Annotated in this window: 19 protein-coding genes; 8 read left to right on the top strand and 11 right to left on the bottom strand. The window is 74.1% G+C overall.

Annotated features, from left to right (window positions below):
• Positions 1-30 precede the first annotated feature (30 nt).
• Both egtB and egtA read right to left on the bottom strand, forming a co-directional pair.
• Entirely contained in the window at positions 31-1,347 is a 1,317-nt protein-coding gene (gene egtB, locus ABZX96_RS18760; RefSeq protein ID WP_355545754.1) for an ergothioneine biosynthesis protein EgtB, read from the bottom strand.
• Positions 1,344-2,669: an ergothioneine biosynthesis glutamate--cysteine ligase EgtA gene (gene egtA, locus ABZX96_RS18765; protein ID WP_355545672.1), complete on the bottom strand. Its 1,326-nt coding sequence runs from the start codon at positions 2,667-2,669 to the stop codon at positions 1,344-1,346. Before egtA ends, egtB begins: the two co-directional genes overlap by 4 nt.
• A 212-nt stretch (positions 2,670-2,881) precedes the next feature.
• On the opposite strand from egtA, the gene ABZX96_RS18770 reads away from it, so the two are divergent.
• Together ABZX96_RS18770 and ABZX96_RS18775 are read left to right on the top strand one after the other, a co-directional pair.
• Positions 2,882-3,352, top strand: a complete 471-nt coding sequence (locus ABZX96_RS18770) for an RICIN domain-containing protein (RefSeq protein WP_355545674.1) — start codon at positions 2,882-2,884, stop codon at positions 3,350-3,352.
• 159 nt (positions 3,353-3,511) lie between these two features.
• Positions 3,512-4,690 carry a glycosyl hydrolase family 18 protein gene (locus tag ABZX96_RS18775; protein WP_355545676.1) on the top strand — a complete coding sequence of 393 codons (1,179 nt, stop codon included), beginning with the start codon at positions 3,512-3,514 and terminating at the stop codon, positions 4,688-4,690.
• On the opposite strand, the gene ABZX96_RS18780 is transcribed toward ABZX96_RS18775, so the two are convergent.
• From ABZX96_RS18780 to ABZX96_RS18790, 3 genes are all read right to left on the bottom strand, one after another.
• On the bottom strand, positions 4,610-5,509 hold the full coding sequence (locus ABZX96_RS18780) for a helix-turn-helix transcriptional regulator (protein WP_355545678.1): 900 nt from the start codon (positions 5,507-5,509) through the stop codon (positions 4,610-4,612). The genes ABZX96_RS18775 and ABZX96_RS18780 overlap by 81 nt on opposite strands.
• 167 nt (positions 5,510-5,676) lie before the next feature.
• Positions 5,677-7,032 (bottom strand): hypothetical protein, encoded by a 1,356-nt coding sequence (locus tag ABZX96_RS18785; protein WP_355545680.1) that lies wholly within the window; start codon positions 7,030-7,032, stop codon positions 5,677-5,679.
• A gap of 10 nt (positions 7,033-7,042) precedes the next feature.
• Positions 7,043-7,564: a cell wall hydrolase gene (locus ABZX96_RS18790; RefSeq protein WP_355545682.1), complete on the bottom strand. Its 522-nt coding sequence runs from the start codon at positions 7,562-7,564 to the stop codon at positions 7,043-7,045.
• Positions 7,565-8,027: 463 nt separating this feature from the next.
• Here ABZX96_RS18790 and ABZX96_RS18795 point away from each other — a divergent pair, with 463 nt between their 5' ends.
• The 5 genes from ABZX96_RS18795 to ABZX96_RS18815 all read left to right on the top strand — a co-directional run bounded on the left by ABZX96_RS18795 (position 8,028) and on the right by ABZX96_RS18815 (position 13,376).
• The gene (locus ABZX96_RS18795) at positions 8,028-9,629 is read left to right on the top strand and encodes an ABC transporter substrate-binding protein (protein ID WP_355545684.1); all 1,602 of its coding nucleotides are present in this window, start codon (positions 8,028-8,030) and stop codon (positions 9,627-9,629) included.
• Between the two features lie 38 nt (positions 9,630-9,667).
• A complete protein-coding gene (locus ABZX96_RS18800; protein WP_355545686.1) occupies positions 9,668-10,624 on the top strand; it encodes an ABC transporter permease in 957 nt (318 codons plus the stop codon).
• Complete coding sequence (locus ABZX96_RS18805) at positions 10,617-11,654, top strand: ABC transporter permease (protein WP_355545688.1); 1,038 nt, start codon at positions 10,617-10,619, stop codon at positions 11,652-11,654. Before ABZX96_RS18800 ends, ABZX96_RS18805 begins: the two co-directional genes overlap by 8 nt.
• Positions 11,655-11,800: 146 nt before the next feature.
• The gene (locus ABZX96_RS18810) at positions 11,801-12,718 is read left to right on the top strand and encodes an ABC transporter ATP-binding protein (RefSeq protein ID WP_355545756.1); all 918 of its coding nucleotides are present in this window, start codon (positions 11,801-11,803) and stop codon (positions 12,716-12,718) included.
• Positions 12,711-13,376 carry an ATP-binding cassette domain-containing protein gene (locus ABZX96_RS18815; RefSeq protein ID WP_355545690.1) on the top strand — a complete coding sequence of 222 codons (666 nt, stop codon included), beginning with the start codon at positions 12,711-12,713 and terminating at the stop codon, positions 13,374-13,376. The genes ABZX96_RS18810 and ABZX96_RS18815 overlap by 8 nt, the downstream gene beginning before the upstream one ends.
• 150 nt (positions 13,377-13,526) lie before the next feature.
• Here the strand turns inward: ABZX96_RS18815 and lysX are convergent, their stop codons facing one another.
• On the bottom strand, positions 13,527-16,847 hold the full coding sequence (gene lysX, locus ABZX96_RS18820; RefSeq protein ID WP_355545692.1) for a bifunctional lysylphosphatidylglycerol synthetase/lysine--tRNA ligase LysX: 3,321 nt from the start codon (positions 16,845-16,847) through the stop codon (positions 13,527-13,529).
• Positions 16,848-17,463: 616 nt separating this feature from the next.
• Here lysX and ABZX96_RS18825 point away from each other — a divergent pair.
• On the top strand, positions 17,464-17,658 hold the full coding sequence (locus tag ABZX96_RS18825; protein ID WP_355545694.1) for a hypothetical protein: 195 nt from the start codon (positions 17,464-17,466) through the stop codon (positions 17,656-17,658).
• 241 nt (positions 17,659-17,899) lie between these two features.
• On the opposite strand, the gene ABZX96_RS18830 is transcribed toward ABZX96_RS18825, so the two are convergent.
• From ABZX96_RS18830 to xylB, 5 genes are all read right to left on the bottom strand, one after another.
• Entirely contained in the window at positions 17,900-19,084 is a 1,185-nt protein-coding gene (locus ABZX96_RS18830; RefSeq protein WP_355545758.1) for a phosphodiester glycosidase family protein, read from the bottom strand.
• 212 nt (positions 19,085-19,296) lie between these two features.
• Positions 19,297-19,896, bottom strand: coding sequence for a peptidoglycan recognition family protein (locus ABZX96_RS18835; RefSeq protein ID WP_355545696.1), 600 nt, complete (start codon positions 19,894-19,896; stop codon positions 19,297-19,299).
• Between the two features lie 319 nt (positions 19,897-20,215).
• Entirely contained in the window at positions 20,216-21,631 is a 1,416-nt protein-coding gene (locus ABZX96_RS18840) for a family 2B encapsulin nanocompartment shell protein (RefSeq protein ID WP_355545698.1), read from the bottom strand.
• A gap of 294 nt (positions 21,632-21,925) precedes the next feature.
• A complete protein-coding gene (locus ABZX96_RS18845) occupies positions 21,926-23,341 on the bottom strand; it encodes a family 2B encapsulin nanocompartment shell protein (RefSeq protein ID WP_355545700.1) in 1,416 nt (471 codons plus the stop codon).
• Positions 23,342-23,709: 368 nt separating this feature from the next.
• A complete protein-coding gene (gene xylB, locus ABZX96_RS18850; RefSeq protein ID WP_355545702.1) occupies positions 23,710-25,374 on the bottom strand; it encodes a xylulokinase in 1,665 nt (554 codons plus the stop codon).
• Between the last annotated feature and the right edge of the window lie 160 nt (positions 25,375-25,534).

The raw sequence follows: 25,534 nt of genomic DNA on the forward strand, positions 1-25,534 counted from the left end.
GCCCGGTGGGGCGGTGCCTGACAGGGGCGCTCACGAGGCCTCCGGTTCGGCGTCGCGGGCGGTGCGGAAGCCGGAGAAGATCTGGCGGCGCACCGGCAGGTCCCAGTTGCGGAAGGTGCCCCGGCAGGCGACCGGGTCGACGGCGAACGAGCCGCCGCGCAGCACCTTGTAGGGGCCGCCGAAGAACACCTCCGAGTACTCCCGGTAGGGGAAGGCCCTGAAGCCCGGGTAGGGGAGGAAGTCGCTGGATGTCCACTCCCACACGTCCCCCAGCATCTGCCGCACGCCGTAGCGCGACTCGCCCTCCGGGTAGCTGCCGACGGGGGCCGGGCGCAGGTGCCGCTGGCCGAGGTTGGCGCGGTCCGGGGTCGGGTCCTGATCGCCCCACGGATAGCGCAGCGACCGGCCGGCGATCGGGTCGTGCCGGGCGGCCTTCTCCCACTCGGCCTCGCTGGGCAGCCGGCGCCCGGCCCAGCGGGCGTACGCGTCGGCCTCGTACCAACTCACGTGCAGAACCGGTTCGTCGAGCGGGACCGGCTCGATGACGCCGAACCGGCGGCGCAGCCACCGGCCGCCCTCCCGCCGCCAGAACAGCGGGGCTTGGAGCCCGTGCCGGCGGATCTGGTCCCAGCCCTCGGCGGCCCACCAGCGCGGGTCGTGGTACCCGCCGTCCTCGATGAAGTTCAGGTACGCCCCGTTGGAGACGGGGGTGGTGTCGATGAGGAACGCCGGGACCAGGCGGCGGTGCGCGGGCCGTTCGTTGTCCAGGGCCCACGGTTCGGCGGAGGTGCCCATCGTGAAGGCGCCCGCCGGTATCAGCACCTCGTGGGGCAGCACCCCGTCCGAGGTCACCGGTGGGTCGGGGGCGGTGAGCACGGCGGGCCCGCGGCGCAGTTGATGGGTGATCAGCATGGTCTCGTCGTGCTGCTGCTCGTGCTGCGCGATCATGCCGAACGCGAAGCCGGAGTCCAGCAGCGGCCCGCCGCGCAACTCGGCGCGTTCCAGGATGTCCAGCACCCGCCCCCGGACGTCGGCCACGTAACCGCGTGCCTCGGTGGGCGCCAGCAGCGGCAGGGACGGGCGCTCGGCGCGCGGATGCTGGAAGGCGTCGTAAACGGAGTCGATCTCCGGGCGGAGCGGGTCATGTCCGCCGACGGCGCGCCACAGCCACAGTTCCTCCTGGTTGCCGATGTGCGCCAGGTCCCACACGAGCGGGGACATCAGGGGCGAGTGCTGGGCGGTGAGGTCGTCCTCCTCGACGCAGGAGGTGAGCAGTTCGGTCCGGGCGCGGGCGGCGAGCAGCGCGTCGGCCGCGCGGGCGCGGAGGGTTTCGGGGTCGTCCGTCAGGAATGCCACGGGGTGTCCTTCCCAAAGGTGGTCCGGGGGTCGTGCGCGGGCGGGGCCGCGCTGCCGCTGGAGGCGCCGGGCGGGTCGTCCGCCGCGTCGAGGAGGTCGTCGGCCGGACATCGCCCGCGGGCCACGTACCGTTCGGTGTACGCGGCCACGGCGGCGGTGACCTCAGCGGAGGCGCCCCTCCGGGGCAGCGCCTCCAAGGCCGTCTCGAAGCAGGCGAGCGCCGCGGCGTGCAGCTCCGGGTCGCCCAGCGCCCGGCGCGCGGCGTGCCGCCACAAGGGATTGCGGGGCGCGGGCCGGGCACCGGCCGTCTCGGCAAGCGGCTTGACGATCCGGTAGGCGCGCTCGGCGGCCTCCGGGTCGTCGAACAGCGCCGCCGTGACGGCCAGCGGCACGATCCAGCCGCCGTCGCCCGGCTGCGCGTCGATCATCCGCAGTTCCAGATGGCCGCGCGGCCGTACCGGTGGGAAGAGCGTCGTGACGTGGTAGTCGAGGTCCTCCAGGGTCGGGGGCCGGGGCACGCCCGTGCGCGCCCACTCGCGGAAGGTGAGCCCCGCCGGCGCGTCCCAGGGGCCCCGCTCGGACCGGACGCACATCACGGGCGCGTCCAGGACGTACGCGGCCCAGGCGGCGCGCGGGTCCGCCTCCTCCGGCGGGGCGAGCGTGCGGGCCGGGTCGAGCTGGGACCACACGAGCTGGCGGGTGGAGCGGTGGCCCGTCGGGCACCCCTCGCTGACCGGCGAGTTGGCGAAGGCCGCGACGAGCACCGCGCCCAGCAGGTGCGCCAGCCGCCAGCGGCGTCCGTGGCCGAGCGGCCCCGGCTCCTCGTACCCGGCGTCCACGCAGACCTGGACGGAGGCGGTGTTGCCCATCATCGCCCGCCCGGCCGTGCCCCAGCGGTCGAAGTACGTCTCCATGGCGTCGTAGCGCGGACTGGCCAGCACGCGGTGCGGGGGGTGCCAGGGGTTGTGACCGTGACCCGCCATGCCCAGTCCCCGGGCCCGGAGGGCGGGGCGGACGAGGGCGAGGTCGGCGCGGACGGACTCCACGCAGTCGGTGAGGGAGGTGGCGGGCCGCGAGCTGAGCTCCAGCTGGCCGCCGGGTTCGAAGGTGAGGGCCGACCGCAGGGGCAGGTCCCGCAGTGCGGTGGCCGCGTCGTGCAGACGAGCCGGTTCGAGAGGACATCGGGGTTCACGCGCGTCGTGCAGAAGCCATTCGACCTCTACTCCGATGCGCCGGGGCGGCCCTGTCTTGAAGCAGATGCCGCGCAGGTGGGCCTCCAGTTTCGCGCCCGTGATGGCTTCCGGTCCGGGCATGGGCTCCGACCTCTTTCCGGGTGTGGCGGAGTGGTTGCCGGACTCCACCTAATCCCCTGACGGTCGCGTCCTCAAGTACGCCTGGTCGCCGGGCCGGTCGACGGGGGAGGGGGACGGAGCACCCACCAGGTGTTCGTACACTTGAGCGACTTCCCGCCCGGTCGTGGACCTGATGGGAACGCGACGGGCCAGGGCGGAAGAAGGGCGGAGACGTGAGCGGGGCGGACGGTCTGGCGGCGGTGACGGAGGGCACCTACCTCCTGCGCAACGTGGGCAGCGGCCTGCTGCTGGAGGTCGAGGGCGGGCGCAAGGGCAGCGGCGCCAACGTCCGGCAGGGCAAGGAGGACGGTTCCCCGGCCCAGGCGTGGCGGGTGACCGAGGTCCACCCGGGCAGCGCGCTGCGGCACGTCACCAACGTGGGCAGCGGCAAGCGCCTGGACGTCACCGGCGCCTCCACCGAGAACGGCGCCAACGTCCAGCAGTGGAAGGCCAACAACTACGGCGCCCAGGAATGGCTCCTGGAACAGCACGTCGACGCGCCCGGCACCTTCACCCTGATCAACTACGCGAGCGGCCTGCTCCTGGAGGTCGCCGACGACAGCCCGGAACACGGCGCGAACGTGCAGCAGTGGGAGGACCGCGACACTCCGGGGCAGTGGTGGAGGCTGGAGGCCGTCCGGTAGGGCGGCTTGGGGGCCGGGGCGTGGTGCGCGCTCGACGGCATCGACGAGCCGGGCGATCGGCGCGCGGGTCCCGGGACAGCGGGAGCCGGACAGCCATGGACACCTCCATTCGGCGCAACCGGCGCGCCGCGCCCCGCAGGTTCGGGTGAGGCTTGGGCCATGGATCTCCCACCACCGCTCCGCGCCCGCCGCGCCCTCGCGCTCGTGCTGGCCGCGGCGGCGCTCACCGGCCTCCCGACATCCGCCGCGGGCGCGTCGGGGACTCCGTCCCCCGACGAGGCGCCGGGATTCCGGCACGACGCCCTCGCGGGGCAGGGGGCCACCGGCGGCCCCCAGGCGCCGCAAGCTCCCGCCACCAGACCCCGCCGCGCCGTATCGGCCTGGCTCCCGTACTGGGGCGACACCGAGGCCGCCTACCAGGACGCGCGCCGGCACGCCGCGCAGCTGCACACCGTCAGCCCCTTCTGGTACGAGACGACGTCCGACACCGCGATCAAGCGCCAGAAGGGCGCGGGAGCCCGGCGGATCGTCGACGGGCTGCGCGCCGTCGGCATCAAGGTCGTGCCCACCGTCACCGAGACCCTGAACGCCCCCGCGATGGCCGCCCTCCTCCAGGACCCCGCCCGGCGCCGCGCCCACGTGGCCGCGCTCGTCCGCCTGGCGACCGGCGGCGGGTACGACGGCCTCGACCTGGACTACGAGACGATGGCCAACGGCGGCGACGCGACCCAGCGCCGGCGGGTGCGCGACGGCTACGCCGCGCTGGTCGCCGACCTGTGCGCCAGGCTCCGCACGCGGGGCAAGCAGTGCGTGATCACCGCCACGGCGCGCGCCGACGACACCGGCGTGCACGACTACGCCCGGCTCGGCAGGGCCGCCGACCGGCTGCGGCTGATGGGCTACGACCTGCACTGGTCGGGCGGCGCCCCCGGCCCGCTCTCCTCGCCCTCCTGGTACGGCAAGGTGCTGCGGCACGCCGTCGCCACCGTCCCCGTCCGCAAGATCGAGATGGCGTTCCCCGGCTACGGATGGGACTGGACGAAGGGCGCCAAGTCCGCCGCGAAACACCTCACCTGGCATCAGGCGGAGGCCCTGCGCAAACGCGTGAAGGCCCCCTACGGCCTGGACCCCGCCTCCCGCACCCCGCACTTCACCTACCGGGAGGGCACGACCACCCACGAGGTCTGGTACCAGGACGCCCGCGGGGTCGCGGCCCACATCCCGGTACTGAGGAAGTACCGCGTCCGCGCCACGGGCCTATGGGCGCTCGGGTTCGAAGACCCCGCGTTCTGGCGCACGATCCAAAGGGCCGGTGTGGTCGGCCGTCAGCAGCCGTAGCGCCGCCTCGGACGGCGAACCCGGCCGCGCGCTGAGCATCAGCAGCCCGTGCCCCGAACCGTCCGGTGTGCGCGCCACCTCGAAGTCCAGCTCCATGCGGCCCACCAGCGGATGGTGGAACACCTTGACGCCGTACGCGCAGGCGCGCACCGCGTGCCGCGCCCACAACCCGCTGAACTCCTCGCTCTTCATCGACAGCTCCCCGATCAGCTCCGCCAGCCGCGGGTCGTCGGGGTACTGCCCGGCCGCCAGCCGCAGCGAGGACACGGCGCGCCGGGTCTCCTCCTCCCGCCGCGGATACAGCTCGCGGGTGTGCGGGTCCAGGAACAGCAGCCGCTGCGTGTTGGGGCGCTCCTCCGGACGGTCCGGGCTCGCGAAGTCCAGGTGCCCGGCGAACAAGGCGTGCCCCAACCGGTTCCACGCCAGCACGTCGAAGCGGCGGTCCAGCGCCAGCGCCGGCACGCCCTCCAACGCGGCCACGAGCTGCCGGGTGCCGGGCCGGGCGTGCTCGGCGCGCGCGGCGGGCCGCCGTTTGGCCGGCGCCGGACGGGCGAGGGCGCGCAGGTGCGCCCGCTCGTCCTCACTCAGCCGCAACGCCCGGGCCAGCGCGTCCAGCACGCCGTCCGACGCGTTGCGGCTCTGCCCCTGCTCCAGCCGCGTGTAGTACGCCACGCTGACACCGGCCAACTGCGCCAGCTCCTCCCGGCGCAGCCCGGGCACGCGACGACGGGTCCCATAGGAGACCAGCCCGACGTCCTCCGGTTGCAGCCGGGCGCGGCGGGTGCGCAGGAAGTGTCCCAACTCGGCGGGTGTGTCCATGCCATTCAGTGTGCGGGACGACGGGCCGGGGAGCCTGTTCCTGTCAGTACCAGGCTGAGCGTTGGCGGGGCGCCCGCCGACCCGGCGCCCCGCCCTCCGTCTCCTGCCCGACAACCTGTGAGGCGGGACGCCCACCGCGAACCCGCCTCACCTCCACGCAGTCCCCCTCACCAATCCCCGCTGCCGAACCCCCCACCATCCCCACCGAATCCGCCACCATCGCCGAATCCGCCCCCGAAGTCGCCCGGGTCGAAGTCGGAGCCGGTGATGTCGCCGCCGTCGGGGCCGGGGCCCAGGCCGTCGCCGAAGTCGGAGGCGTAGGCGGCGGGGCTCGTCATCATGGTGCCGAGGACGGTGCCCATCAGGAGGCCGGGGAGCATGCCGCCGCCGAAGTAGCCGCCCGCCCAGGGGCCGTAGGCGGGGCCCGCGTCCCAGTAGGGGCGGCGGCCGTCGAGGGTGTCGACCGTGCGGGTCATCGGTTCCTGGCCCGACTCCAGGCGCGTGAGGTCCGCGGCGCAGACCGGGACGGTGCGCGCCGCGCCGCCGGGCGGGGCCCACTGGGCGTCGGCGACCGAGGGGCCGTGCCGGGGGTCGAAGAAGCAGGGCAGCCGGCGTTCCGGCAGCGGCCGGCCCTCGCGCCGGGCGGCCAGCGTGGCCAGGGAGAACCGGCCGTCTTCCAGGGCCTTGGTGACGGCCTGGACGTCGGCGGGGCGCTGGGCCGAGGCCATCGCCGACTTGGCGCTCTCGTACGCGTCCAGGGCGTGGCTGTAGTCGGCGCGCATGGCGTCGTCGGCGCCGGGCTCGCCGGGGCGGAAGTCGAGCCGGTCCAGTTCCTCGCCGAACGCGGTGATGTCCTCGTCCACCACGACCCGCAGCGACTCCAGCGCCGCCCGCTCCTCCTCGGCCCGCTTGCGCCGGTTGCGGCGGACGACGGCGTAGGCGCCCGCGCCGCCCGCCACGACGACCGCGCCCAGGGCGATGGCGGCGCCGGCGCCCGGTCCGCCGTCCGAGGAGCCGCCCCAGGCGTCGGGGGCGTGCCCGCGCGCCTGCTGGACGGCGGAGTCCACGAAGCTGGTCAGCCGCTGGTCGGTGGTCGGGTAGTCGGATCGCTTGACGGCGCCGACGAGGTTGCGCACGGCGTTGACGGACATCACGCGGTGGTCGGCGCCGGCGTTGAAGCCGTCGCCGAGCTGGACGACGTAGACGCCGCTGACGCCGACCTTGGAGCGCAGGTCCTTAAGGAGGTTCGTCGGCGGGTAGTCCGCGTTCCGGGGGAGCACGGCGACGAAGACCGGCTTTCCGGCGTCCTTGATCTTCTGGGCCAGCTTGTCGGCGTCGGCGGCCGAGAGCTGGTTCGCGGCGCGCGGGTCGACGTAGACCGGGCCCTTGCGGAGCGCGTCGGCGGCCTCGTCGAGCCCGCCGGCCGCGTGCGCGCCGGGGGCGAGCGTGGCCAGCAGCGCCCAGAGGACGACCGACAGGGCGAGCACCGGTCCCAGGAGCCCGCGGCGGAATGCGATCTTCATATTGACGACGCTACCCGAATCGTGGTGAACCGGGCGGGGTGAGCCCGTTCCGGTCGGGGAGCCGTGCTCGGTGCGCCCGCTTCGCCCCCAGGAAGCGGGCGTAGCGGGCGCGGGCCGAGAAGTCCGCGTACGACCACACGGCGGGGCGGCCCACCTCCCGGCACAGGTGCAGGACCCGGTCCGGTCCCAGGTGGACGCCGACGTGGGCGCCGTAGCCGTCCGGCCGCCCCGGCACCGGGCCGCCGTCGAAGAGGACGAGGTCGAGGGGGACGAGGTCCGGGGGGAGGGCGGGGTGGACGGGGGCGGTGGCCGTGGTGTCGGCCCAGAGTTCGGCGGAGCGCAGGGGCGGCAGGCGGTGCCCGAAGTGGGCCAGGACGGCGTAGGCGTAGAGCTGGCAGTTCGCGCCGGTGGCCGCGGACGCCACCGCGTCCCAGGGGCCGTCGGCGCCCACGACGGTTCCCGGGTGGCGGGCGCCCGCGTACGGGGTGTGCCGGAGGGCGGCGGGCAGGTGGGAGAGCGCGTCGGCGGCCATGCCTCCATGGTGCGCCGACCCGGGCGGGGCGCCGCGCGTGGTGGACCGGTCGCCCGTTCCGGCGGGGCTCCGCCTGTGGTCCGCAGGCCGCCTGCCCGGCCGGGCCCCTCCTGCCGAGTATCGGCCGCCTCCCCGCCAAGGCTCCGCCCGTGGTGCACCGGCCGTCAGCCGGGCCGCACCGGCCGCCTCCCCGCCAAGGCTCCGCCCGTGGTGCACCGGCCGTCTGCCGGGCCGCACCGGTCGCCTCCCTGCCAGGGCCCCGCCCGCCGTGCACCGGCCGCCTCCCCGCCAGGGCTCCGCCCGTGGTGCACCGGCCGTCTGCCGGGCCGCACCGGCCGCCTCCGCGCCAGGCCCCCACCCGCCGTGCCCCGGCCCGGTCGGGGTCTCCTGGGGGTGTGGGTTGACATGCTGTTTAATTGCCATCTGTTCGCAACAACAGTCGATCTTCAATTGAGGTGTGGGCATGACGGCCCGGTCGATACGGGGAGTGGCCGCCGCGGCGCTGGCGGGGACGATGGCGATGGCCGTGGCGAGCTGCTCCACGCCCTCCGACGGCAAGGGCGGCACCGCCGCGGGCGGCAAGGACTCCGCCGTCGTCGGCATCGCCTACGAGCCGGAGACGCTCAGCCCGCTGCTGGGCTACGGCAAGGACGGCAACTCGAAGATCTTCGACGGGCTGCTCACGCACGACGCCGGCATGAAGCTGCGCCCCGCGCTCGCGGCGAAGCTCCCCGAGGTCTCCGCCGACGGCAAGACCTACACGTACACCCTGCGCGACGGCGTGACCTTCTCCGACGGCAAGCCGTTCACCGCGGACGACGTCGTCTTCACGTACGAGACCATCCTCGACGAGAAGACCAACAACGCCTCCAAGGCCGAGCTGGACGCCCTGGACAAGGTGGAGAAGAAGGACGCGCGGACCGTCGTCTTCCACCTGAAGTACCCCTACGCGCCGTTCGCCGAGCGCACCGTCCTGCCCATCGCCCCGAAGCACGTCGCGGAGAAGCAGGACGTCAACAGCGGTCCGTTCACCACGCACCCGATCGGCACCGGCCCGTACGTCCTGACCAAGTGGTCCAAGGGCGAGAAGCTCGTCTTCAAGGCCAACCCGCACTACTGGGGCGGCGCGCCCAAGGTGAAGAACTTCACCATGGCGATCATCAAGGACGACGACGTGCGCGCCACCCGGCTGCGCTCCGGCGACCTCGACGGCGCCATCCTGCCGCCCAACCTCGCCGCCACCTTCAAGTCCGACCAGGACAAGAAGACGCTGGCCGCCAAGACCTTCGACTACCGCAACGTCACCCTGCCCACCGCCAACAAGGTCACCGGCGACCGCGCGGTGCGCCAGGCGCTGGACCTGGCCGTGGACCGCGAGGCCATGGTCAAGGGCATCCTCGACGGTGCGGGCAAGCCCGCCTACGGCCCGGTGCCCACCGACAGCCCCTGGTTCGCCAAGGGCACCGAGCGCCCCCACGACCTGGACAAGGCCAAGAAGATCCTGGACGACGCCGGCTGGAAGCCCGGCTCGGACGGCGTCCGCGTCAAGGACGGGCAGCGCGCCTCCTTCACGCTCTGGTACCTCTCCGGCGACAAGCTCCGCCAGGAGCACGCGCTCGCCTTCGCCTCCGACGCCAAGAAGGCCGGCATCGAGGCCAAGGTCGAGTCCGGCACCTGGGAGGCCATCGAGCCGAACATGAAGAACGACGCCGTGCTCGCCGGCGGCGGCAGCCCGGCCGACCCCGACTTCGACCAGTACCTGCTGCTGCACTCCTCGCTCGCCGGCGACGGGTTCAACAACATGTCGCGCTACAAGAACGACACCGTCGACAAGGCGCTGGTCGACGCCCGTCGCACCGACGACGTGACCAAGCGCCGGGACGCCTACAACACCGTCCAGCGCGAACTGGTCAAGGACCCGGCGTACGTCTTCCTCACCCACATCGACCACCTGTACGTGGTCAAGGACCAGTGGAAGGACCTCACCACCCAGGTCGAGCCGCACGACCACGGCCTCGCCTCCGGCCCCTGGTGGAACGTAGAGGACTGGCAGCCGGCGAAGTGAGTGCGCTGACCTCCCTGCCCTGGGGTCCGATGGCGCGGATGACGGCACGGCGGGCGCTGCTAGCCGTGCCGGTCCTGCTCGCCGTCACCCTCGGCGTGTTCGCCATCGCAGACGCCTCGCCGTTCGACCCGGTCAAGGCCTACGCGGGCACCGCGGGCCTGACCGCCTCCCAGGAGAACCTGGACCAGATCCGGCACAACCTCGGCGTCGACCAGCCGCTGCTGTCCCGCTGGTGGCACTGGCTGACCGGCGCGCTCACCGGCGACCTCGGCGACTCCGCGTCGCTGCGCGCCCCGGTCTCGCAGGTCATCGGCGAACGCGTCGGCTGGTCCGTGCTGCTGTGCACGCTCGCCTTCGTCGTCGCCGTGCTGCTCGGCACGGTGCTGGGCGTCCTCGCGGCCCGGCGGCGCGGCTCCTGGCTCGACCGCGTCGTCACCTCCGCCGCCTACACCCTGGAGGCCGCGCCGCCGTTCTGGCTCGGGCTGCTGGCCGTGTGGCTGTTCGCGCTCAAGCTCGGGGTGCTGCCGGCCGGCGGGCTCACCGACACCGGCAGCGAGATCGCCACGGCGGGCCAGGTCGCGCGGCACGTCGTGCTGCCCGCGCTGGTGCTCGCCATCTCCCAGCTCCCCTGGTTCGTGCTGTACGTGCGCCAAGGGGTGGGGGACGCCCTGGAGGAGGACCCCGTGCGCGGCGCCCGGGCCCGCGGCCTGCGCGAGCGGACCGTGCTGCTGCACCACGCGCTGCGCTCCGGCCTGCTGCCGGTCCTCACGCTCGTCGGCTCGCGGGTGCCGGAACTGATCACCGGCGCGCTGCTGGTCGAGACCGTCTTCAGCTGGCCCGGCATCGCCGCGGCCACCGTCCAGGCCGCCACCAGCGTGGACTTCCCGCTGCTGGCCGCGCTGACGGTGCTCGCCACCGCCGCCGTGCTGGCCGGCAACCTCCTCTCCGACCTGCTGTACGGACTCGCCGACCCGAGGGTGGCCTTTGATGGCTGACATCACCGACCGGGCACCCCGCTCCCAGGACGCCCGGGACGCTCTGGATGTTTCGGACGTTTCCCGCGAGCGGAAGGCCGCAGACGCCTCGGACGTTTCCGACGGCCGGAAGGCCGCAGACGCTCCGGGCGCTTCCCACGGCCGGAAGGCCCCGGACGCCCCCGCCCCCGCCTGGCACCCGGCGCGCGCCGACCGGCGCCGCGACGGCGGCCGCGCCCTGCGGGTACGCGTCTCCGCCGTCGTGGTGGCGGCGGTCGTGCTGGCCGTGCTGCTCGTGCCGATGCTGGTTCCGCTGGACCGGCAGGCCGTCGACCTGGCGCTCAAGCTCCGGCCGCCGTCCGCCGAGCACCTCTTCGGCACCGACGAGGTCGGCCGGGACCTGCTGCTGCGCTGCGTCTACGGGCTGCGCGTCTCGCTGCTGGTCGGCGTGGTCGCGGCGGTGGCCGCCACCGTGCTCGGCACCGCCGTGGGCGCGCTCGCCGGGGCGCTGGGCGGCTGGGCCGACCGCGCCGTGATGCGGGTGGTGGACCTGTTCTCGTCGGTGCCGCACCTGCTGCTGGGCATCTTCATCGTGGCCATGTTCCGGCCGGGCGTCTGGCCGGTGGTCGTCTCGGTGGCGCTGACCCACTGGCTGTCCACCGCGCGGATCGTCCGCGCCGAGGTGCTGTCCCTGCGCGCCCGCCCGTACGTGGACGCGGCGATCTCCGGCGGCGCCTCCCGGTGGCGGGTGGCCGTCCGCCACCTGCTGCCCGGCGTGCTGCCGCAGGCCGGGCTGGCGGCCGTGCTGATGGTGCCGCACGCCATCTGGCACGAGTCCGCGCTGTCCTTCCTGGGCCTGGGCCTGCCCGCCCACGAGGCCAGCCTCGGCAACATGGTCAACAGCGCCCGCAGCTCGCTGCTCGCCGGCGACTGGTGGCCCACCCTCTTCCCGGGCCTGTTCATCATCGTCCCCACGCTCGCCGTCGCGGGCCTGGCCGGTGCCTGGCGGGAACGGCTCAACCCCCGCCGCCGATCGGAGCTGATGCTGTGAGCACGCCGCCCGCCCGGAACACGTCCGCCGGAACGCGTACGAGGACGGCGGCCCCGCCCGGTACGGAGACGGCCGTGGCATCGGAGGCCACCGGGTCGGCTCCCGCCCCCGTGCTGTCCGTGCGCGGCCTCTCGGTGCGCTTCCGGATGCGCGGCGGCGGGCACGTCGCCGCCGTCTCCGACGCCTCCTTCGACCTCACGCCGGGCGAGTGCCTGGCCCTGGTCGGCGAGAGCGGCTGCGGCAAGTCCGTGCTGGCCTCCGCGCTGCTCGGGCTGCTGCCCGGCAACGCGAACACCGCCGGTTCCGCGCTGCTCGGCGACACGGACCTGCTGACCGCCTCCGAGCAGGAGCTCGCCCGCGCCATCCGCGGCCGGCGGGTCGGCCTCGTCCCGCAGAGCCCCGCCGCGCACCTCACGCCCGTCCGCACCGTCCGCGCCCAGCTGGAGGAGACGGTCCGCGAGCTGACCGGCACCGGCCGGGCGGACCTGCGCGCCGCCGCCGAGGCCGCGGCCGAGCGCGCCGCCTTCCCTCTGGACCACCTCGACCGCTACCCGCACGAGCTCTCCGGCGGCCTCGCCCAGCGCGCCGCCACCGCGCTAGCCCTCGTCGGCGACGCCCCGCTGCTGCTCGCCGACGAGCCGACCACCGGCCTGGACCGCGACCTCGTGGACCGCACGGTGGACGAGCTGCGCCGGCACGTCCTGGAGCCCTCGGGTGACGGCGCCGGGCGGGCGCTGCTCATGATCACGCACGACCTGGCGGCGGCCCAGCGGATCGCCGACCGCGTCGCCGTCATGTACGCCGGACGCCTCGTCGAGATCGCCGACGCGGACGCCTTCTTCGGCGCCCCCGGCCCGCGCCACCCCTACGCCCGCGGCCTGCTCGACGCCCTCCCGGAGCGCGCGTTCACGCCGATCCCCGGCATGCCGCCGGAGCTGGGCGCGCTGCCGTCCGGCTGCGCCTTCGCGCCCCGCTGCGGGCGCGCGGATCCGGCGTGCGCCGAGATCCCCGCGCTGACCGGCGGTGTCGCCTGTCACCACGCCCTGGAGGCGGCCGATGCTTGAGCTGCGTGCCATCACCGCCGGGTACGACCGGCGCGACCCCGTCGTCCGCGACGTCACGCTGACCATCGCCCCCGGCGAGGCCGTCGGCCTCCAGGGGCCCAGCGGGTGCGGCAAGTCCACGCTGGCGCGGGTCGCCGCCCTGCTCCACCGGCCCTACAGCGGGTCCGTGGTGCTGGACGGTGAACCCGCCAGCGGCTGGCGGCACCGCGCGCCGCGCGACCAGCGCGTCGCCTACGGGGTGATCTTCCAGCAGCCCCGGCTGGCCGCCGACCCCCGGCTGCGCCTGACCGACCTCATCGCCGAGCCGCTGCGCGCCGTCGGCCGCCGCGACGAGGCCCCCGCCCGGGTGGCGGAGCTGGCCGAGGCCGTCGGGCTCGGCGCGGACCTGCTGGCCCGCCGCCCGCACGAGGTCAGCGACGGCCAGCTCCAGCGCGCCTGCCTGGCCCGGGCGCTGGTGCTCCGGCCGCGCTGGCTGATCTGCGACGAGATGACGGCGATGCTGGACGCCTCGACGACCGCCGCGCTGGTCGCCGTCGTCGAGGACTACCGCCGCGCCACCGGCGCCGGCCTCCTCGCCGTCGGCCACGACCGCACCCTCCTGGACCGCTGGTGCGACCGGACGGTCCGCTGGGAGGAGCTGGGGGAGCGGGCGGAGTAGCCGGCGGCTGTCCGTGGCTCACGGCCCCGCCCGCACCGATGAGGTGCGGGCGGGGCCGTTCGCGTACGGCCTTCCGTCCGCACCACGGGCAAAACGAAAGCGGCCCCCGTCCCGCCACCAGGGCGAAACGGGGGCCGTACGGGTTTTTTCTCAGCGCCGCCGCACCAGCGGGAACGGCAGCGTCTCGCGGATCGACAGGCCGGTGAGGAACATGACGAGCCGGTCCACGCCGATGCCCAGACCACCGGTCGGCGGCATGGCGTACTCCAGGGCCTGGAGGAAGTCCTCGTCCAGCTCCATGGCCTCCGGGTCGCCGCCCGCCGCCAGCAGCGACTGGGCGGTCAGCCGGCGGCGCTGCTCGACCGGGTCGGTCAGCTCCGAGTAGGCGGTGCCCAGCTCCGTGCCGAAGGCGACCAGGTCCCAGCGCTCGGCCAGCCGCGGGTCCTTGCGGTGCTGGCGGGTCAGCGGCGAGACGTCCGTGGGGAAGTCCTTGTAGAAGGTCGGCAGGGTGGTGCGCTCCTCCACCAGGCGCTCGTACATCTCCAGGACGATGTCGCCGTGGCCCATCTCCGGCTTGACCGGCACCCCGGACGCCAGGCACAGGCGGCGCAGCGTCTCGGCGGGGGTGTCCGCGTCGACGGCCTCGCCGAGCGCCTCGGAGATCGCGCCGTAGACCGTCTTGACCGGCCAGATGCCCGAGATGTCGTGCTCGACGAGCTTGCCGTTCGCGTCCGCCTTGCGGGCGGTCGCGCTGCCGAACGCGGAGACGGCCGCGCCCTGGATCAGCTCCCGGGTCAGGTCGAGCATCACGTCGTAGTCGGCGTACGCCTGGTATGCCTCCAGCATCGTGAACTCGGGGTTGTGCTTGTAGGAGATGCCCTCGTTGCGGAAGGTGCGGCCCATCTCGAAGACCTTCTCCATGCCGCCCACGCACAGCCGCTTCAGATACAGCTCGGGCGCGATGCGCAGATACAGGTCCAGGTCGTAGGCGTTGATGTGGGTGCGGAACGGGCGGGCGTTGGCGCCGCCGTGGATCTGCTGGAGCATCGGCGTCTCGACCTCCAGGTAGCCGCGCTCGATGAGCCCCTGGCGCAGCGCCTGCACGGCCGCGCTGCGGGCCCGCACGGTCTCCCGCGCGTCCGGCGAGACGACCAGGTCCACGTAGCGCTGGCGGACCTTGGCCTCCGGGTCGGACAGGCCGCGCCGCTTGTCGGGCAGCGGGCGCAGGCACTTGGCGGTGATCCGCCACTCGGTGACGAAGACGGTCAGCTCACCGCGGTCGCTGGTGGCGACCTCGCCCTCCACCTCGACATGGTCGCCGAGGTCCACGTCCGCGCCGAACCGCTCCAGCGTCTCCACGCCGCTGCCCTCGCGGGTCAGCGCGATCTGCAGGTCACCGGACCAGTCGCGCAGCTCGGCGAAGAGCACACCGCCGTGGTCGCGGACCAGCAGCACCCGGCCGGTGACGCACACCGTCTTGCCCGTACGGGTTCCGGGCGCCAGGTCCGCGTGCTCCTCGCGCACCTCGGCGAGGGTGTGGGTGCGCCGCACGCCCACCGGGTACGGGTCCACGCCGTCCAGCCGCAGCCGCTCCAGCTTGCGGTGCCGGACGCGCACCTGCTCGGGCAGCGCGGCCAGCTCGCGCTCGCGCCGCTCCTCCTCGGTGGGGGCGGGGGCCTCCACCAGGCCCAGCTCGTCCAGGGAGGGCAGCCCCGCGGTGTTGGCCGGGGTCAGGAAGCGCTTCTTGGCGTGGCCCTTGCCCCACAGCTTGCCCAGGCTCGGCACGGCCACGAAGCCCTCGGCGATACCGGAGGCCAGGCCGATCCGGGCGAGCGCGCCGGTGTCGGCGTAGCACAGGAAGCGCGGGTACCACTCGGGGTTGTACTTGGCGTTCGAGCGGTACAGCGCTTCGAGCTGCCACCACTTGGAGAAGAACAGCAGCAGCCGGCGCCAGAACTTCAGGACCGGACCGGCACCGATCCGCGCGCCCTCCTCGAAGGCGGAGCGGAACACCGCGAAGTTCAGCGAGATCCGGCGCACCCCGAGCTGCGGCGCCGCCGCGCACAGCCGGGCCACCATGAACTCCATGACGCCGTTGGGCGCGCTGCGGTCCCGGCGCATGACGTCCAGCGAGATGCCGTCCTTGCCCCAGGGGACGAAGGACAGCAGCGCGAGCATGGTGCCGTCGGCGCCGAACGCCTCGGCCAGCAGGCAGTCGCCGTCCTCCGGGTCGCCCAGGCGGTCCAGCGCCATCGAGAAGCCGCGCTCGGTCTCGGTGTCGCGCCAGGCGTCGGCGCGGTGGATGACCTCCCGCATCTCCTCCTCGGACAGCTCGGAGTGGCGGCGGACGCGGAAGGTGGCGCCGGTGCGCTCGACGCGGTTGACGGCCTGGCGGGTGACCCGCATCTCGCGGCCGTCCAGGTCGAAGTCCGCGACGTGCACGATGGCCTCGTCACCGAGCTGGAGCGCGCCCAGCCCGGCGCGGGCGAACGCCTTGGCGCCGTCCTCGCTCGCGCCCATCACGGCCGGCTGCCAGCCGTAGCGTCCGGCGACCTCCAGCCACGCCTCGATCGCGGGGCCCCACGCCTCCCGGTCGCCGACCGGGTCACCGCTGGCCAGGCAGACGCCGGCCTCCACTCGGTAGGTGACGGCGGCCTTGCCGCTGGGGGAGAAGACGACGGCCTTGTCGCGGCGGGTGGCGAAGTAGCCGAGGGAGTCGTCGCCGCCGTAGCGGGCGAGCAGCGCCCGGATGCGGACCTCCTCGTCGCCGTGCAGCGCGGCCTCCATCCGCTGCGAGCGGAACAGCGTGGCCGCCGCGTTCAGCAGCGCGAGCGCGCCGAACAGGCCGAGCAGCGTCATGATCCAGTGCGGCGGGTGCCCCTGGAAGTTGCGCCCGCTCACCAGGCCGCCGCCCACACGGTTGGCCACCCACAGCAGCCGGTTCCCGCCGCCGGCCTGCAAGGTGCCGGGGAAGAGCGAGACCAGGCCCCAGCCCACCAGGACGGCCACCGCCAGTCCCGCCACCAGCACCAGCGCGGCCCGCAGGAACGCGCCGCGCCGGGTGATCGCGTAGAACTCGCGGTGCGCGACGAGGACCAGCGCCAGCGCCGCCACCGACACCACCAGGGAGAACCAGAACTCCCAGTAGCCGTCCGTGAGCAGCACCACGTCGGTCACCATCACGAGCACCATGAAGGCGACCACGGACCACAGGGCGACCCGTTTGCGGGCGGCCGTCGCCGCCGCGAGCAGGAAGAGGAAGGCGGCGTACGCGAAGTTCGGCGCCACCGGGATGGTGAAGACGTCCAGCCAGTCGATCACCGGCCACAGCCCGCGCCGCAGCGGTCCGATCAGCGCCGTGACGGCGCACAGCAGCCCGAGGAGGCTGAAGAAGATGGCGAACCCGTTGGGCACACGGCGTCGGAACCGTCCCCACGCCGTTATCTGGTCCTGGTCCTGCACGGTGCTCATTCCGTCACATTAGGCGTTGTCGAAGGTCGGCTGCTTGCGGAGCCCGAGGCCGAGGCCGCTGTTTCGGGGCACCGGGCCGGGGCGGGGATCCGGCCGGAGCGGCCCGCGTGGGGCCTCTCGCCGGGTGTCCGGACCGCGAGTCTCCCGCGGGGCGGCCGGGTAGGCCGCGACCTGCGGAAAGGGGCGGGCTGGCTCATGAAATGCACGTGCTTTCGGTCTGCGGGGCGGCGGGGCGCCTGAGAGGTGCCGGGCCGCCGGTGCGGTCGCGGCCGGACGAGGGCCGGTCTTCGATCGGTCGTCGCGGCCACGAGAGGACGGACAGTTTCCCGGGCTAAGACGGAATCGGCTCCGACACCGTTGCCTCGTCCGCGAAGTGATCCGCGCCACTTTCGGCCCACTGGTCTCTCGCGTTCCCGCAGGTGACAGGGGTCCCGTCCGTAACGGGGTGACGCCCCTCGGCGGGGGCGGGAGCGTCGCGCCGGGGATCACCCGCAGTGATCACCTGTTTGGCACTTCAGCGACGAACAGGACATACCTCCCAATACGCCAAACTGGCCACTCGTCTCCTCTTACCTCTTCTTCGGGTTATCCAGACAGCGATCGCGGAGGTTCGGCCGTGGCCATTTCCATTTCGGTCATCGTGTTGCTCGTCATCCTGACCGCCACATTCCTGCGCAGCGGCAAACTCAAGCTCACACACGCCCTGGTGTGCATGACGCTGGGCTTCTACCTGGCGGGCAGCAGCCTCGCCCCCAACATCCACGACGGGCTCTCGGGCGCGGCGAACGTGGTGAGCAGCGTGCGGCCGTGAGGGGGAGGGGCGGCGGTCGTCGGCAGGGCTGACGTTTCGCTCGGCTTTCGCTCGCCCTGTTTCGTCTGCCTGTTCTCGTCCGTCCCGTTTCGTCCGCTCGGCTTTCGCTCGCCCCGTTCTCGTCCCCCGGCTTCCGCTCGTCCCTACGGGTCCGGTGCCGGAGGAGACTCCCGCCCGTACGACTCGCGACGGGACCGCCGACCGCTCCCGTCAGGCCCGCGCACCCGTCGAGCCCCCGCGCTCACCCCCGCGAGAACACCCCCAGCGCGTTGGGCACCGGCCTTTCCGCCCCGCCCAGCGGATGGTTGCGGACCCTCACGTCCGAGGTGTCCGGATCGCGGGCCACCAGGGTCGAGGACCCGCCGCCGTCCAGATTGACCGCGTCCCGCGCCCCCAGCCCGGCCATCAGATCGGCCAGCTCGCGCAGCGTCATCCCGGCGCGTCCCGCCGCGCCGTCCAGCGCGAGCAGGTACAGCACCCGGCCGCCGCGCCCGACGCCCGCCGCCGTCCGGACGGCGGCCGTCCGCGTGTCGAGCCCGGCGAGCGGCGCGTGGTCCCGCAGGACGGGGAACCCGCCGACCGCCGCGCGCAGCGGCACCGGCCGCCGGGCGACCAGCCGGTACACCACACCCACCGGATCGCCCACGGACAGCTTCCGCAGCCGCCGGGCGCCCTCCTCCCGCCCGAGCAGCGTGACCGTCCCGGGCGCCACCCCGCCCTGCCCGGGCGTCTCGGCGGTGCTCACCACCCGGCCGCGCCGGACCGTGACCTCGAACGTCTCCGGGGTGCACGGCGCCGCCCGGTCGGTGTCCGTGCCGCAGGCGGCGCGCAGCCGGGACGCCGGGCCCCAGCGGGAGGTGTACGCGCCGACGCCGTTCACCGGCAGCGCGTACTGGTTGAGTCCGCGCAGCCTCAGCGGGCCGTCGGCGGTCAGCGCGGTGCCGCGCAGGGTCAGCCGGTCCAGTCGGGCCCGGCGGTCGACGCCGACGCCGAGGACGTCCTCGGCGGTCGTGGTGGGCGGCAGCGCGGGGCCGAAGCGCTGTCCGTCGGGCACGGCGGCCTTCATCCACCGGCCCGCGGCGATGGCCGGGCCGACCGGCGCGCCGGTGGGCGGCACGCCGGGGTGCTGGGTCTCGGTGATGTTGAAGAAGTCCCCGTTGACGGCGCCCACCGCGCGCCGCGCGCCGGCCATCGCGGACACCGGGGCGCGCGCGGCCACCGCCCCCGGGTGCAGCAGGTCCACCGACACCCGCGGGTCGGCCAGGTTCACCGTCAGCAGGTGGGCGTGCGCCACCCCGCGCCCCACCGTCACGTCGAACTGCCGGTAGGTGACGCCCGGCGCCACCGCGGCGGCCCGGCCCCACCGCGCGGTCCCCTCCGCCGCGGTGGCCGTTCCGCCGCCGGCCAGCACCGTCCACGCCGTCAGCACGACCAGCGCCGTCCGCGCTCTGCCGCATCGTTTCCGCACGGTCCCCCCAGACGTCCCGCCAACGGTCCCATGGGTCCAGAGGGCTCACTATGACGCGAACCGGTCAGAAATCCGGGCAGGCGCCCCCGGCCACCGCGCCGTCATGCACCCGATCGGCCCGCCGCGCCGCCGCACGTCCGCGCGGACTCCCGTGGGGCGCGGGGTCCCGGTCACCGCGCCGCGGCCACCAGCCGCAGATAGCGCGCCCAGTCCCAGTACTGGCCGGGATCGGTGTGGTCGGCGCCGGGGACCTCCGCGTGGCCGATGATGTGCCGGCGGTCCTTGGGGATGCCGAACCGGTCGCAGACCGCCGCGGTCAGCCGCGCCGACTGGGCGTACAGCGCGTCGGTGAACCACCGGGGATCGTGCACCCAGCCCTCGTGCTCGATGCCGATGCCGCGCGTGTTGTAGGTCCAGTTGCCCGCGTGCCAGGCGACGTCCCGTTCGCGGACGCACTGGGCGATCCGGCCGTCCGAGGAACGCACGACGTAGTGGGCCGAGACCTTCCGGTTCGGGTCCTGGAAGATCTTGATCGTGTCGGCGTAGGTCTCCTGGGTGACGTGCACGATGACGTACTGGACGGGGTACTGGGCGGGCCGGTTGGCGGCGGTGTAGTTGCCGGTGGCGGCGGGCGTCCAGTACGTGGGGGGATAAGCGGCCCGGGGCGCCGCGCGCGCCGGCGCGGCGCCGAGCGGTCCGTACGCGGTGGCCGCGGCGGCGGCCCCGGCGAGCAGGTGGCGCCGGGACAGGACGGGTCTGGCGTGCTCCATGCGGACTCCTAGGCAGGGCCGACAGCGACGCTCACCCAGGGCGCGCGCGAGAGAGGGGCGCGGCCGTGGGGGATGACGAGAGCATGACATTCACGCGTGGCATGTTCATGATGCGCGGCGTGCCGGGTGCTGCCAAGAGGAACGGCGCCGTCTCCGGGCATGTGGATCCGGGCGCGTGGATCCGGGCATGTGGATCCGGGCATGTGGATCCAGGCACGGGGATCCGGGCATATGGAAAGGCGCCCGGACAGCCCGCTGCCCCTCGTCCCGGGCGGCACGGGAGCGAGGGGCAGCGCGGCGGTGGCCCGTCAGTGACCCGTCAGTGGCCGATCTCGACGTCCTCCAGGATGCCGAGCGCGTCCGGCACCAGCACGGCGGCCGAGTAGTAGGCGCTGACCAGGTAACTGATGACGGCGTGCTCGTTGATGCCCATGAACCGGACGGAGAGGCCCGGCTGGTACTCGTCCGGGATGCCCGTCTGGTGCAGGCCCACCACGCCCTGGTTCTCCTCGCCCACCCGCATGGCCAGGATGGAGCTGGTCTGATCCGGATTCACCGGGATCTTGTTGCAGGGCAGCAGGGGCACCCCGCGCCACGCCCGCACCGCGGTCCCGGACAGCTCCAGGCCCGCGGGGTAGACGCCGCGGGCGTTCCACTCCCGGCCGATCGCCGCGATGGTGCGCGGGTGCGCCAGCAGGAACTGCGTCTTGCGGCGCCGGGAGAGCAGCTCGTCCAGGTCGTCGGGGGTGGGCGGGCCGCCGCGGGTGTAAATGCGCTGGCCCAGGTCGGCGTTGTGCAGCAGGCCGAACTCGGGGTTGTTGACCATCTCGTGCTCCTGGCGCTCGCGCAGCGCCTCGACGGTCAGCCGCAACTGCTGGTCGAGCTGGTTCATCGGGTCGTTGTAGAGGTCGGCGACCCGACTGTGGATCTTCAGCACGGTCTGCGCCACGCTCAGCTCGTACTCCCGGGGCGCCATCTCGTAGTCGACGAACGTCCCGGGCAGCAGCGGCTCGCCGACGTGCCCCGACGTCACGTCGATGGTCGCCTCGCCGTACGGGTTCTGCGACGGCACCAGGGCCGTGCGGTACGCCTCGACGTGCGCCCGCAGCAGCGGCGACCGGGCCTCGATCTCCTCGTACCGGGCCCGCGACAGGGACAGCACCGTCACCCGCGTCACGGCCCGCAGGGTGTGCTCCCAGACACCGTCCCGGGACAGCAGCGCCGCCTCGCCGAGATGGTCGCCGCCGGCCAGCACGCCGAGCACCGTGTCGTCGCCGTACTTGCCGGTGCCGACGCGGTTCAGCTTGCCGTGGGCGATCAGCAGCACCCGGTCGGTCCGCCGGCCCGCCTCCACCAGGACGTCCCCGGGGCCGTACTCCTGCTGCACGAACCGGTCGGCCAGGGCCTCCAGCGTCGCCTCGTCCGTGAAGCCCCGCAGCACGCCGAGCTCGCGCAGCTCGGCCGGGATGACGCGGACCGCGGACCCGGTGGTGACGAACTCCACCCGGCCGTCGCCGAGCGTGTGCGTCAGCCGCCGGTTGACGCGGTACGTGCCGCCGGACACCTGCACCCAGGGCAGCACCCGCAGCAGCCAGCGGGAGGAGATGCCCTGCATCTGGGGCGCGGTCTTGGTCGTGGTCGCCAGATTGCGCGCCGCCGCGGTGGCCAGCGACGTGCGCTCCCGCTCGGCACCGGTCAGTGGCGCGCCGGCCGTCGGGTCCATCGATGTCGTCATGAAGGGTCCTCACCTGTTGTCGTTGTCGTCAAAGGCCCACGGGATGGGTGCGCGAGGGATGCGGGGCGGAAAGCGGCGGGCCGTTCGTGGGCGTGAGAGGCGCGGCCTTTCCGGTTTTTCGTGCCCGCCGCCGGATATCGCGCGGCAGGGGGTCGGGCTGCGGCATTGCGTCACCCGCAACGCCGAATTCCGGTATGCGAACGGGTGGTTTTCCGCCGGTTGTTTGCCCCTGCCATTCCGTCATTTTCCGCTGTGTTCAACGGACTTCGACGGGCTGGGGATTTCCCGCTGGGCTCAGTGGCCGATTTCCACGTCCCGCAGAATTCCCAGCGCGTCCGGTACCAGCACCGCGGCCGAGTAATAGGCGCTGACCAGGTAGTTGACCACGGCCCGGTCGTCGACCCCCATGAAGCGGACCGACAGCCCCGGCTCGTACTCGTCGGGAATGCCCGTCTGATGGAGACCCACCACGCCTTGGTTCTCCTCCCCGGCGCGCACCAGCAGGATCGAACTCGTCCGCTCCTCGGTGACCGGGATCTTGTTGCACGGGAAGATCGGGACGCCGCGCCAGGAGGGGATCGAATGCCCCATGAAGTCCACGGTCGCCGGGTAGAGGCCGCGGACGCTGCACTCGCGGCCGATCGCGGAGATCGCCTTGGGGTGGGCGAGCAGGAAACCGGGGTCCTTCCACACCGTCGCCAGGAGTTCGTCCAGGTCGTCCGGGGTGGGCGGGCCGCTGCGCGGGTGGATGCACTGGCGCAGGTCGGCGTTGTGCAGCAGGCCGAACTCGGGGTTGTTGACCATCTCGTGCTCCTGGCGCTCGCGCAGCGCCTCGATGGTCAGCCGGAGTTGCTGCTCGACCTGGTTCATCGGGTCGTTGTAGAGGTCGCCGACCCGGGTGTGGGTGCGCAGCACGCTCTGCGCGACGCTCAGCTCGTACTCGCGCGGGGCGAGCTCGTAGTCGACGAAGGTGCCGGGGACGGCCGGTTCGCCGTGGTGGCCGGAGGCGACGGCGATGTCGGCCTCACCGCTGGTGTTGTGCGCCGGCGCCGGCCGGGCGGCGGCCGTGGCCAGGTGCTCCCGCAGCCCCGGTGTCCGCTCGGCCATCTCCCGCGCGGCGCGGCGGGCGAGCGTCATGACCGTCACCCGCGTCACCGCCCGGTACGTGTACGGCCACACGGACTCCGGGTCGGTGAGCGGGGCGTCGCCGAGGTGATCCCCGCCGGCCAGCGCGGCGAGCACCGTCGCGTCGCCGTACTTGCCGATGCCCAGGCGGTCCACCCGGCCGTGCGCGATCAGCACGATCCGGTCGGCGGGCAGCCCCGCCCGCGCGATCACCTCGCCCGGCGCGTACTCGTGCTGCGTGAACCGCTCGGCGAGGGAGCCGAGCACCGCCGCGTCGGTGAAGCCGCGGAGGGCGGGCAGCTCGCGCAGTTCCTCGGGGATGACGGCGACCACCCGGCCGGTGACGGCGAAGTTCACCCGGCCGTCCCCGACGGTGTGCGCCAGCCGCCGGTTGACGCGGTACGTACCACCGCGGACCTGCACCCACGGCAGCAGGCGCAGCAGCCACCGGGAGGTGATGCCGCGCATCTGCGGCACCGTTTTCGTAGTGGTCGCCAAATTCCGCGCGGCGGCGGTGCTCAGGCTCGAATTCCCGCGGTGCTCGATGTCGTCTGGCTCGGGGAATGTGTTGTCCGGAACCGTCACAGGACACGCCACCCATCTTTTTCTTTGCGTGTTGAACATGTTGAACTAACTGCCGTTCACCAGACAAAGAAGATAGTGGGGCTAATTTCCCCCTCACAATCACTCAAAAGGGTGGCATAAAAAGGAAATTGTCTGGATAGATTCCCGCGACCGGCGGATGGATTCCCGCGGGTGTTTCCGGGCGTGTTCGTCATCGGCCGGGGGCCGGGCGGCTCGGTGGGTCGGGGGCGGACGGGTCGGTGGGTGGCTCGCTGGGCCCGGGGTCGGCTGGTCCGGTGGGTCGGCTGGTCCGGTGGGTGGCTCGGCGGGCCCGGGCGTCGGCCGGCCCGGTGGATCGCTGGTCCGGCCGGCCCGGTGAGCGCGGCGCCTCAGCGCAGCAGCGCCGCGCCCGCCGACAAGGTGGCGGCCAGCCGCTCCCAGGCGGCGGTGTCCCGCGCCACGGGTTCGTACGAGGGGCCGCGTGCGGTGTCCCAGCGGCGGGCCACCGCGGCCGGGTCCTCCCCCAGCAGGAGCCCGGCCGCCTGGGCCGCGGCGCCCAGCGCCACCAGTTCGCGGGCCTCGGGGACGACGACGGGCCGTCCCGACAGCCGGCGCACCGTCTCCCGCCAGGCGCGGCCCCGCGCACCGCCCCCGATGAGCAGCAGCGGTTCCGGGGCCGCCGCCTCCTGAGCCGCCGCAGCGCTCCCGGGGACGTCGCGGCCTTCCGGGACGCCGTACACCGCGCCCACCGGGACGTCCCCGGCGGCGTTGCGCGGTACGTCGGCGTCCGAGGCCGAGGCTGTGCCGGTGCCGATGCCCTGCGCGGCGTGCCCCGCGCCCTGGGGTTCGTCCAACTCCTCCGGCTCGTCCGGATCGTCCGGCCCGTCCGCGGGCGGGCGGCCCCCGGGAGCGTCCACCGCCAGGACGCTCTCCAGCGCCCGGAGCAGCGCGAAGACCGCCCCGTCGTAGGCGGCTTGGAGGAGCCGGCCGGGTGTGGTGTCGTGCCGCAGGCCGTGGACGAGGCCGGAGGCGTGCGGGAGGTTCGGGGTCCGCTCGCCGTCCAGGAAGGGCAGCACCACCTCGGTGCGGACCGGCTCGACGGCCTCCCGGTCCCGGCTCAGGAGGGCGGCGATCCGGTCCACCGCGAGCGTGCAGTTCAGGGTGCAGGCCAGCGGGAGCCACCCGCCGCGCGCGTCGGCGAAGCCGGCGACCGTGCCGGTCGGGTCGGCCGGGCGCCGGGTGGCGACCGCGTACACCGTTCCGGACGTGCCCAGGCTCAGCACCGGACGGCCGGGGCGCAGGCCGAGGCCGAGCGCCGCCGCCATGTTGTCGCCCGTGCCGCCGGCCACCAGCGCGCCGCTCGGCAGCGGGAGGTCACCGGGCCGGACGGTGCCCACGACCTCGCCCGGGCGCGCGACGCGCGGCAGCGCCTCGGGCGGCAGCGCCAGGTGCCGCAGGACCTCCGCGTCGTAGGACTCGGTGCCGGACGCCCACCAGCCCGTCCCGGAGACGTCGCCCCGGTCGGTGACGGCCTGCCCGGTGAGACGTTCCGTCAGGTAGTCGTGCGGCAGCCGCACCGCCGCCGTGGCGCGGGCGGCGTCCGGCTCGTGCGCCCGCAGCCAGGCCCACTTGGCGGCCGTGAACGCCGGGCCCGGCACGCTGCCGGTCCGCCGCGCCCACGCCCCGGCGCCGCCCAGCTCCTCGATCAACCGGACGCTGTGCGGGGCGGACCGGACGTCGTTCCACAGCAGGGCCGGGCGCACCGGACTGCCCGCCGCGTCCAGCGCCACCAGCCCGTGCTGCTGCCCCGCCACCGACACCGCCGCCACCTGGCGCACCCAGTGGCCGCACTGCTCCAGGGCCGCGCCCAGCGCCCGCCACCAGCCCTCGGGGTCGCTCTCCTTGCCCGTCCCGTCCGCCCCGCCCGTGACGGTGTGCGGGGCCTGGCCGCGGGCCACCACCGCGCCCGTGGCCGCGTCCACGACCAGCGCCTTCGTGGACTGCGTCGAACTGTCCACACCGAGGACGAGCGGCCCCGCCGCCTGCGTACCCATCGCGCGCTCCCTTGTGGCGGCACGCGCCGCCGGCCGTCCCCGGGGGCCGCCGCGCCGAGCGCCATGGGGGCGGTCGTTCCGGGCGCGGCCCCGTGTGCTGCCGCATGGTAGTTCCCCCGCCGCGCGTGATGCCGGACGACGCCGTGCGGGGTGTGGCGGT

This window comes from Streptomyces sp. NPDC003077, assembly GCF_040611095.1.
Lineage (GTDB): Bacteria > Actinomycetota > Actinomycetes > Streptomycetales > Streptomycetaceae > Streptomyces.

Excerpts from the sequence above, each read along its gene's own strand:
- egtA (WP_355545672.1), bottom strand. The coding sequence starts at position 2,669 with ATGCCCGGACCGGAAGCCATCACGGGCGCGAAACTGGAGGCCCACCTG.
- ABZX96_RS18775 (WP_355545676.1), top strand. The coding sequence starts at position 3,512 with ATGGATCTCCCACCACCGCTCCGCGCCCGCCGCGCCCTCGCGCTCGTG.
- ABZX96_RS18780 (WP_355545678.1), bottom strand. The coding sequence starts at position 5,509 with ATGGACACACCCGCCGAGTTGGGACACTTCCTGCGCACCCGCCGCGCC.
- ABZX96_RS18785 (WP_355545680.1), bottom strand. The coding sequence starts at position 7,032 with ATGAAGATCGCATTCCGCCGCGGGCTCCTGGGACCGGTGCTCGCCCTG.
- ABZX96_RS18790 (WP_355545682.1), bottom strand. The coding sequence starts at position 7,564 with ATGGCCGCCGACGCGCTCTCCCACCTGCCCGCCGCCCTCCGGCACACC.
- ABZX96_RS18795 (WP_355545684.1), top strand. The coding sequence starts at position 8,028 with ATGACGGCCCGGTCGATACGGGGAGTGGCCGCCGCGGCGCTGGCGGGG.
- ABZX96_RS18800 (WP_355545686.1), top strand. The coding sequence starts at position 9,668 with ATGACGGCACGGCGGGCGCTGCTAGCCGTGCCGGTCCTGCTCGCCGTC.
- ABZX96_RS18805 (WP_355545688.1), top strand. The coding sequence starts at position 10,617 with ATGGCTGACATCACCGACCGGGCACCCCGCTCCCAGGACGCCCGGGAC.
- ABZX96_RS18810 (WP_355545756.1), top strand. The coding sequence starts at position 11,801 with ATGCGCGGCGGCGGGCACGTCGCCGCCGTCTCCGACGCCTCCTTCGAC.
- ABZX96_RS18815 (WP_355545690.1), top strand. The coding sequence starts at position 12,711 with ATGCTTGAGCTGCGTGCCATCACCGCCGGGTACGACCGGCGCGACCCC.
- lysX (WP_355545692.1), bottom strand. The coding sequence starts at position 16,847 with ATGAGCACCGTGCAGGACCAGGACCAGATAACGGCGTGGGGACGGTTC.
- ABZX96_RS18835 (WP_355545696.1), bottom strand. The coding sequence starts at position 19,896 with ATGGAGCACGCCAGACCCGTCCTGTCCCGGCGCCACCTGCTCGCCGGG.
- ABZX96_RS18840 (WP_355545698.1), bottom strand. The coding sequence starts at position 21,631 with ATGACGACATCGATGGACCCGACGGCCGGCGCGCCACTGACCGGTGCC.
- xylB (WP_355545702.1), bottom strand. The coding sequence starts at position 25,374 with ATGGGTACGCAGGCGGCGGGGCCGCTCGTCCTCGGTGTGGACAGTTCG.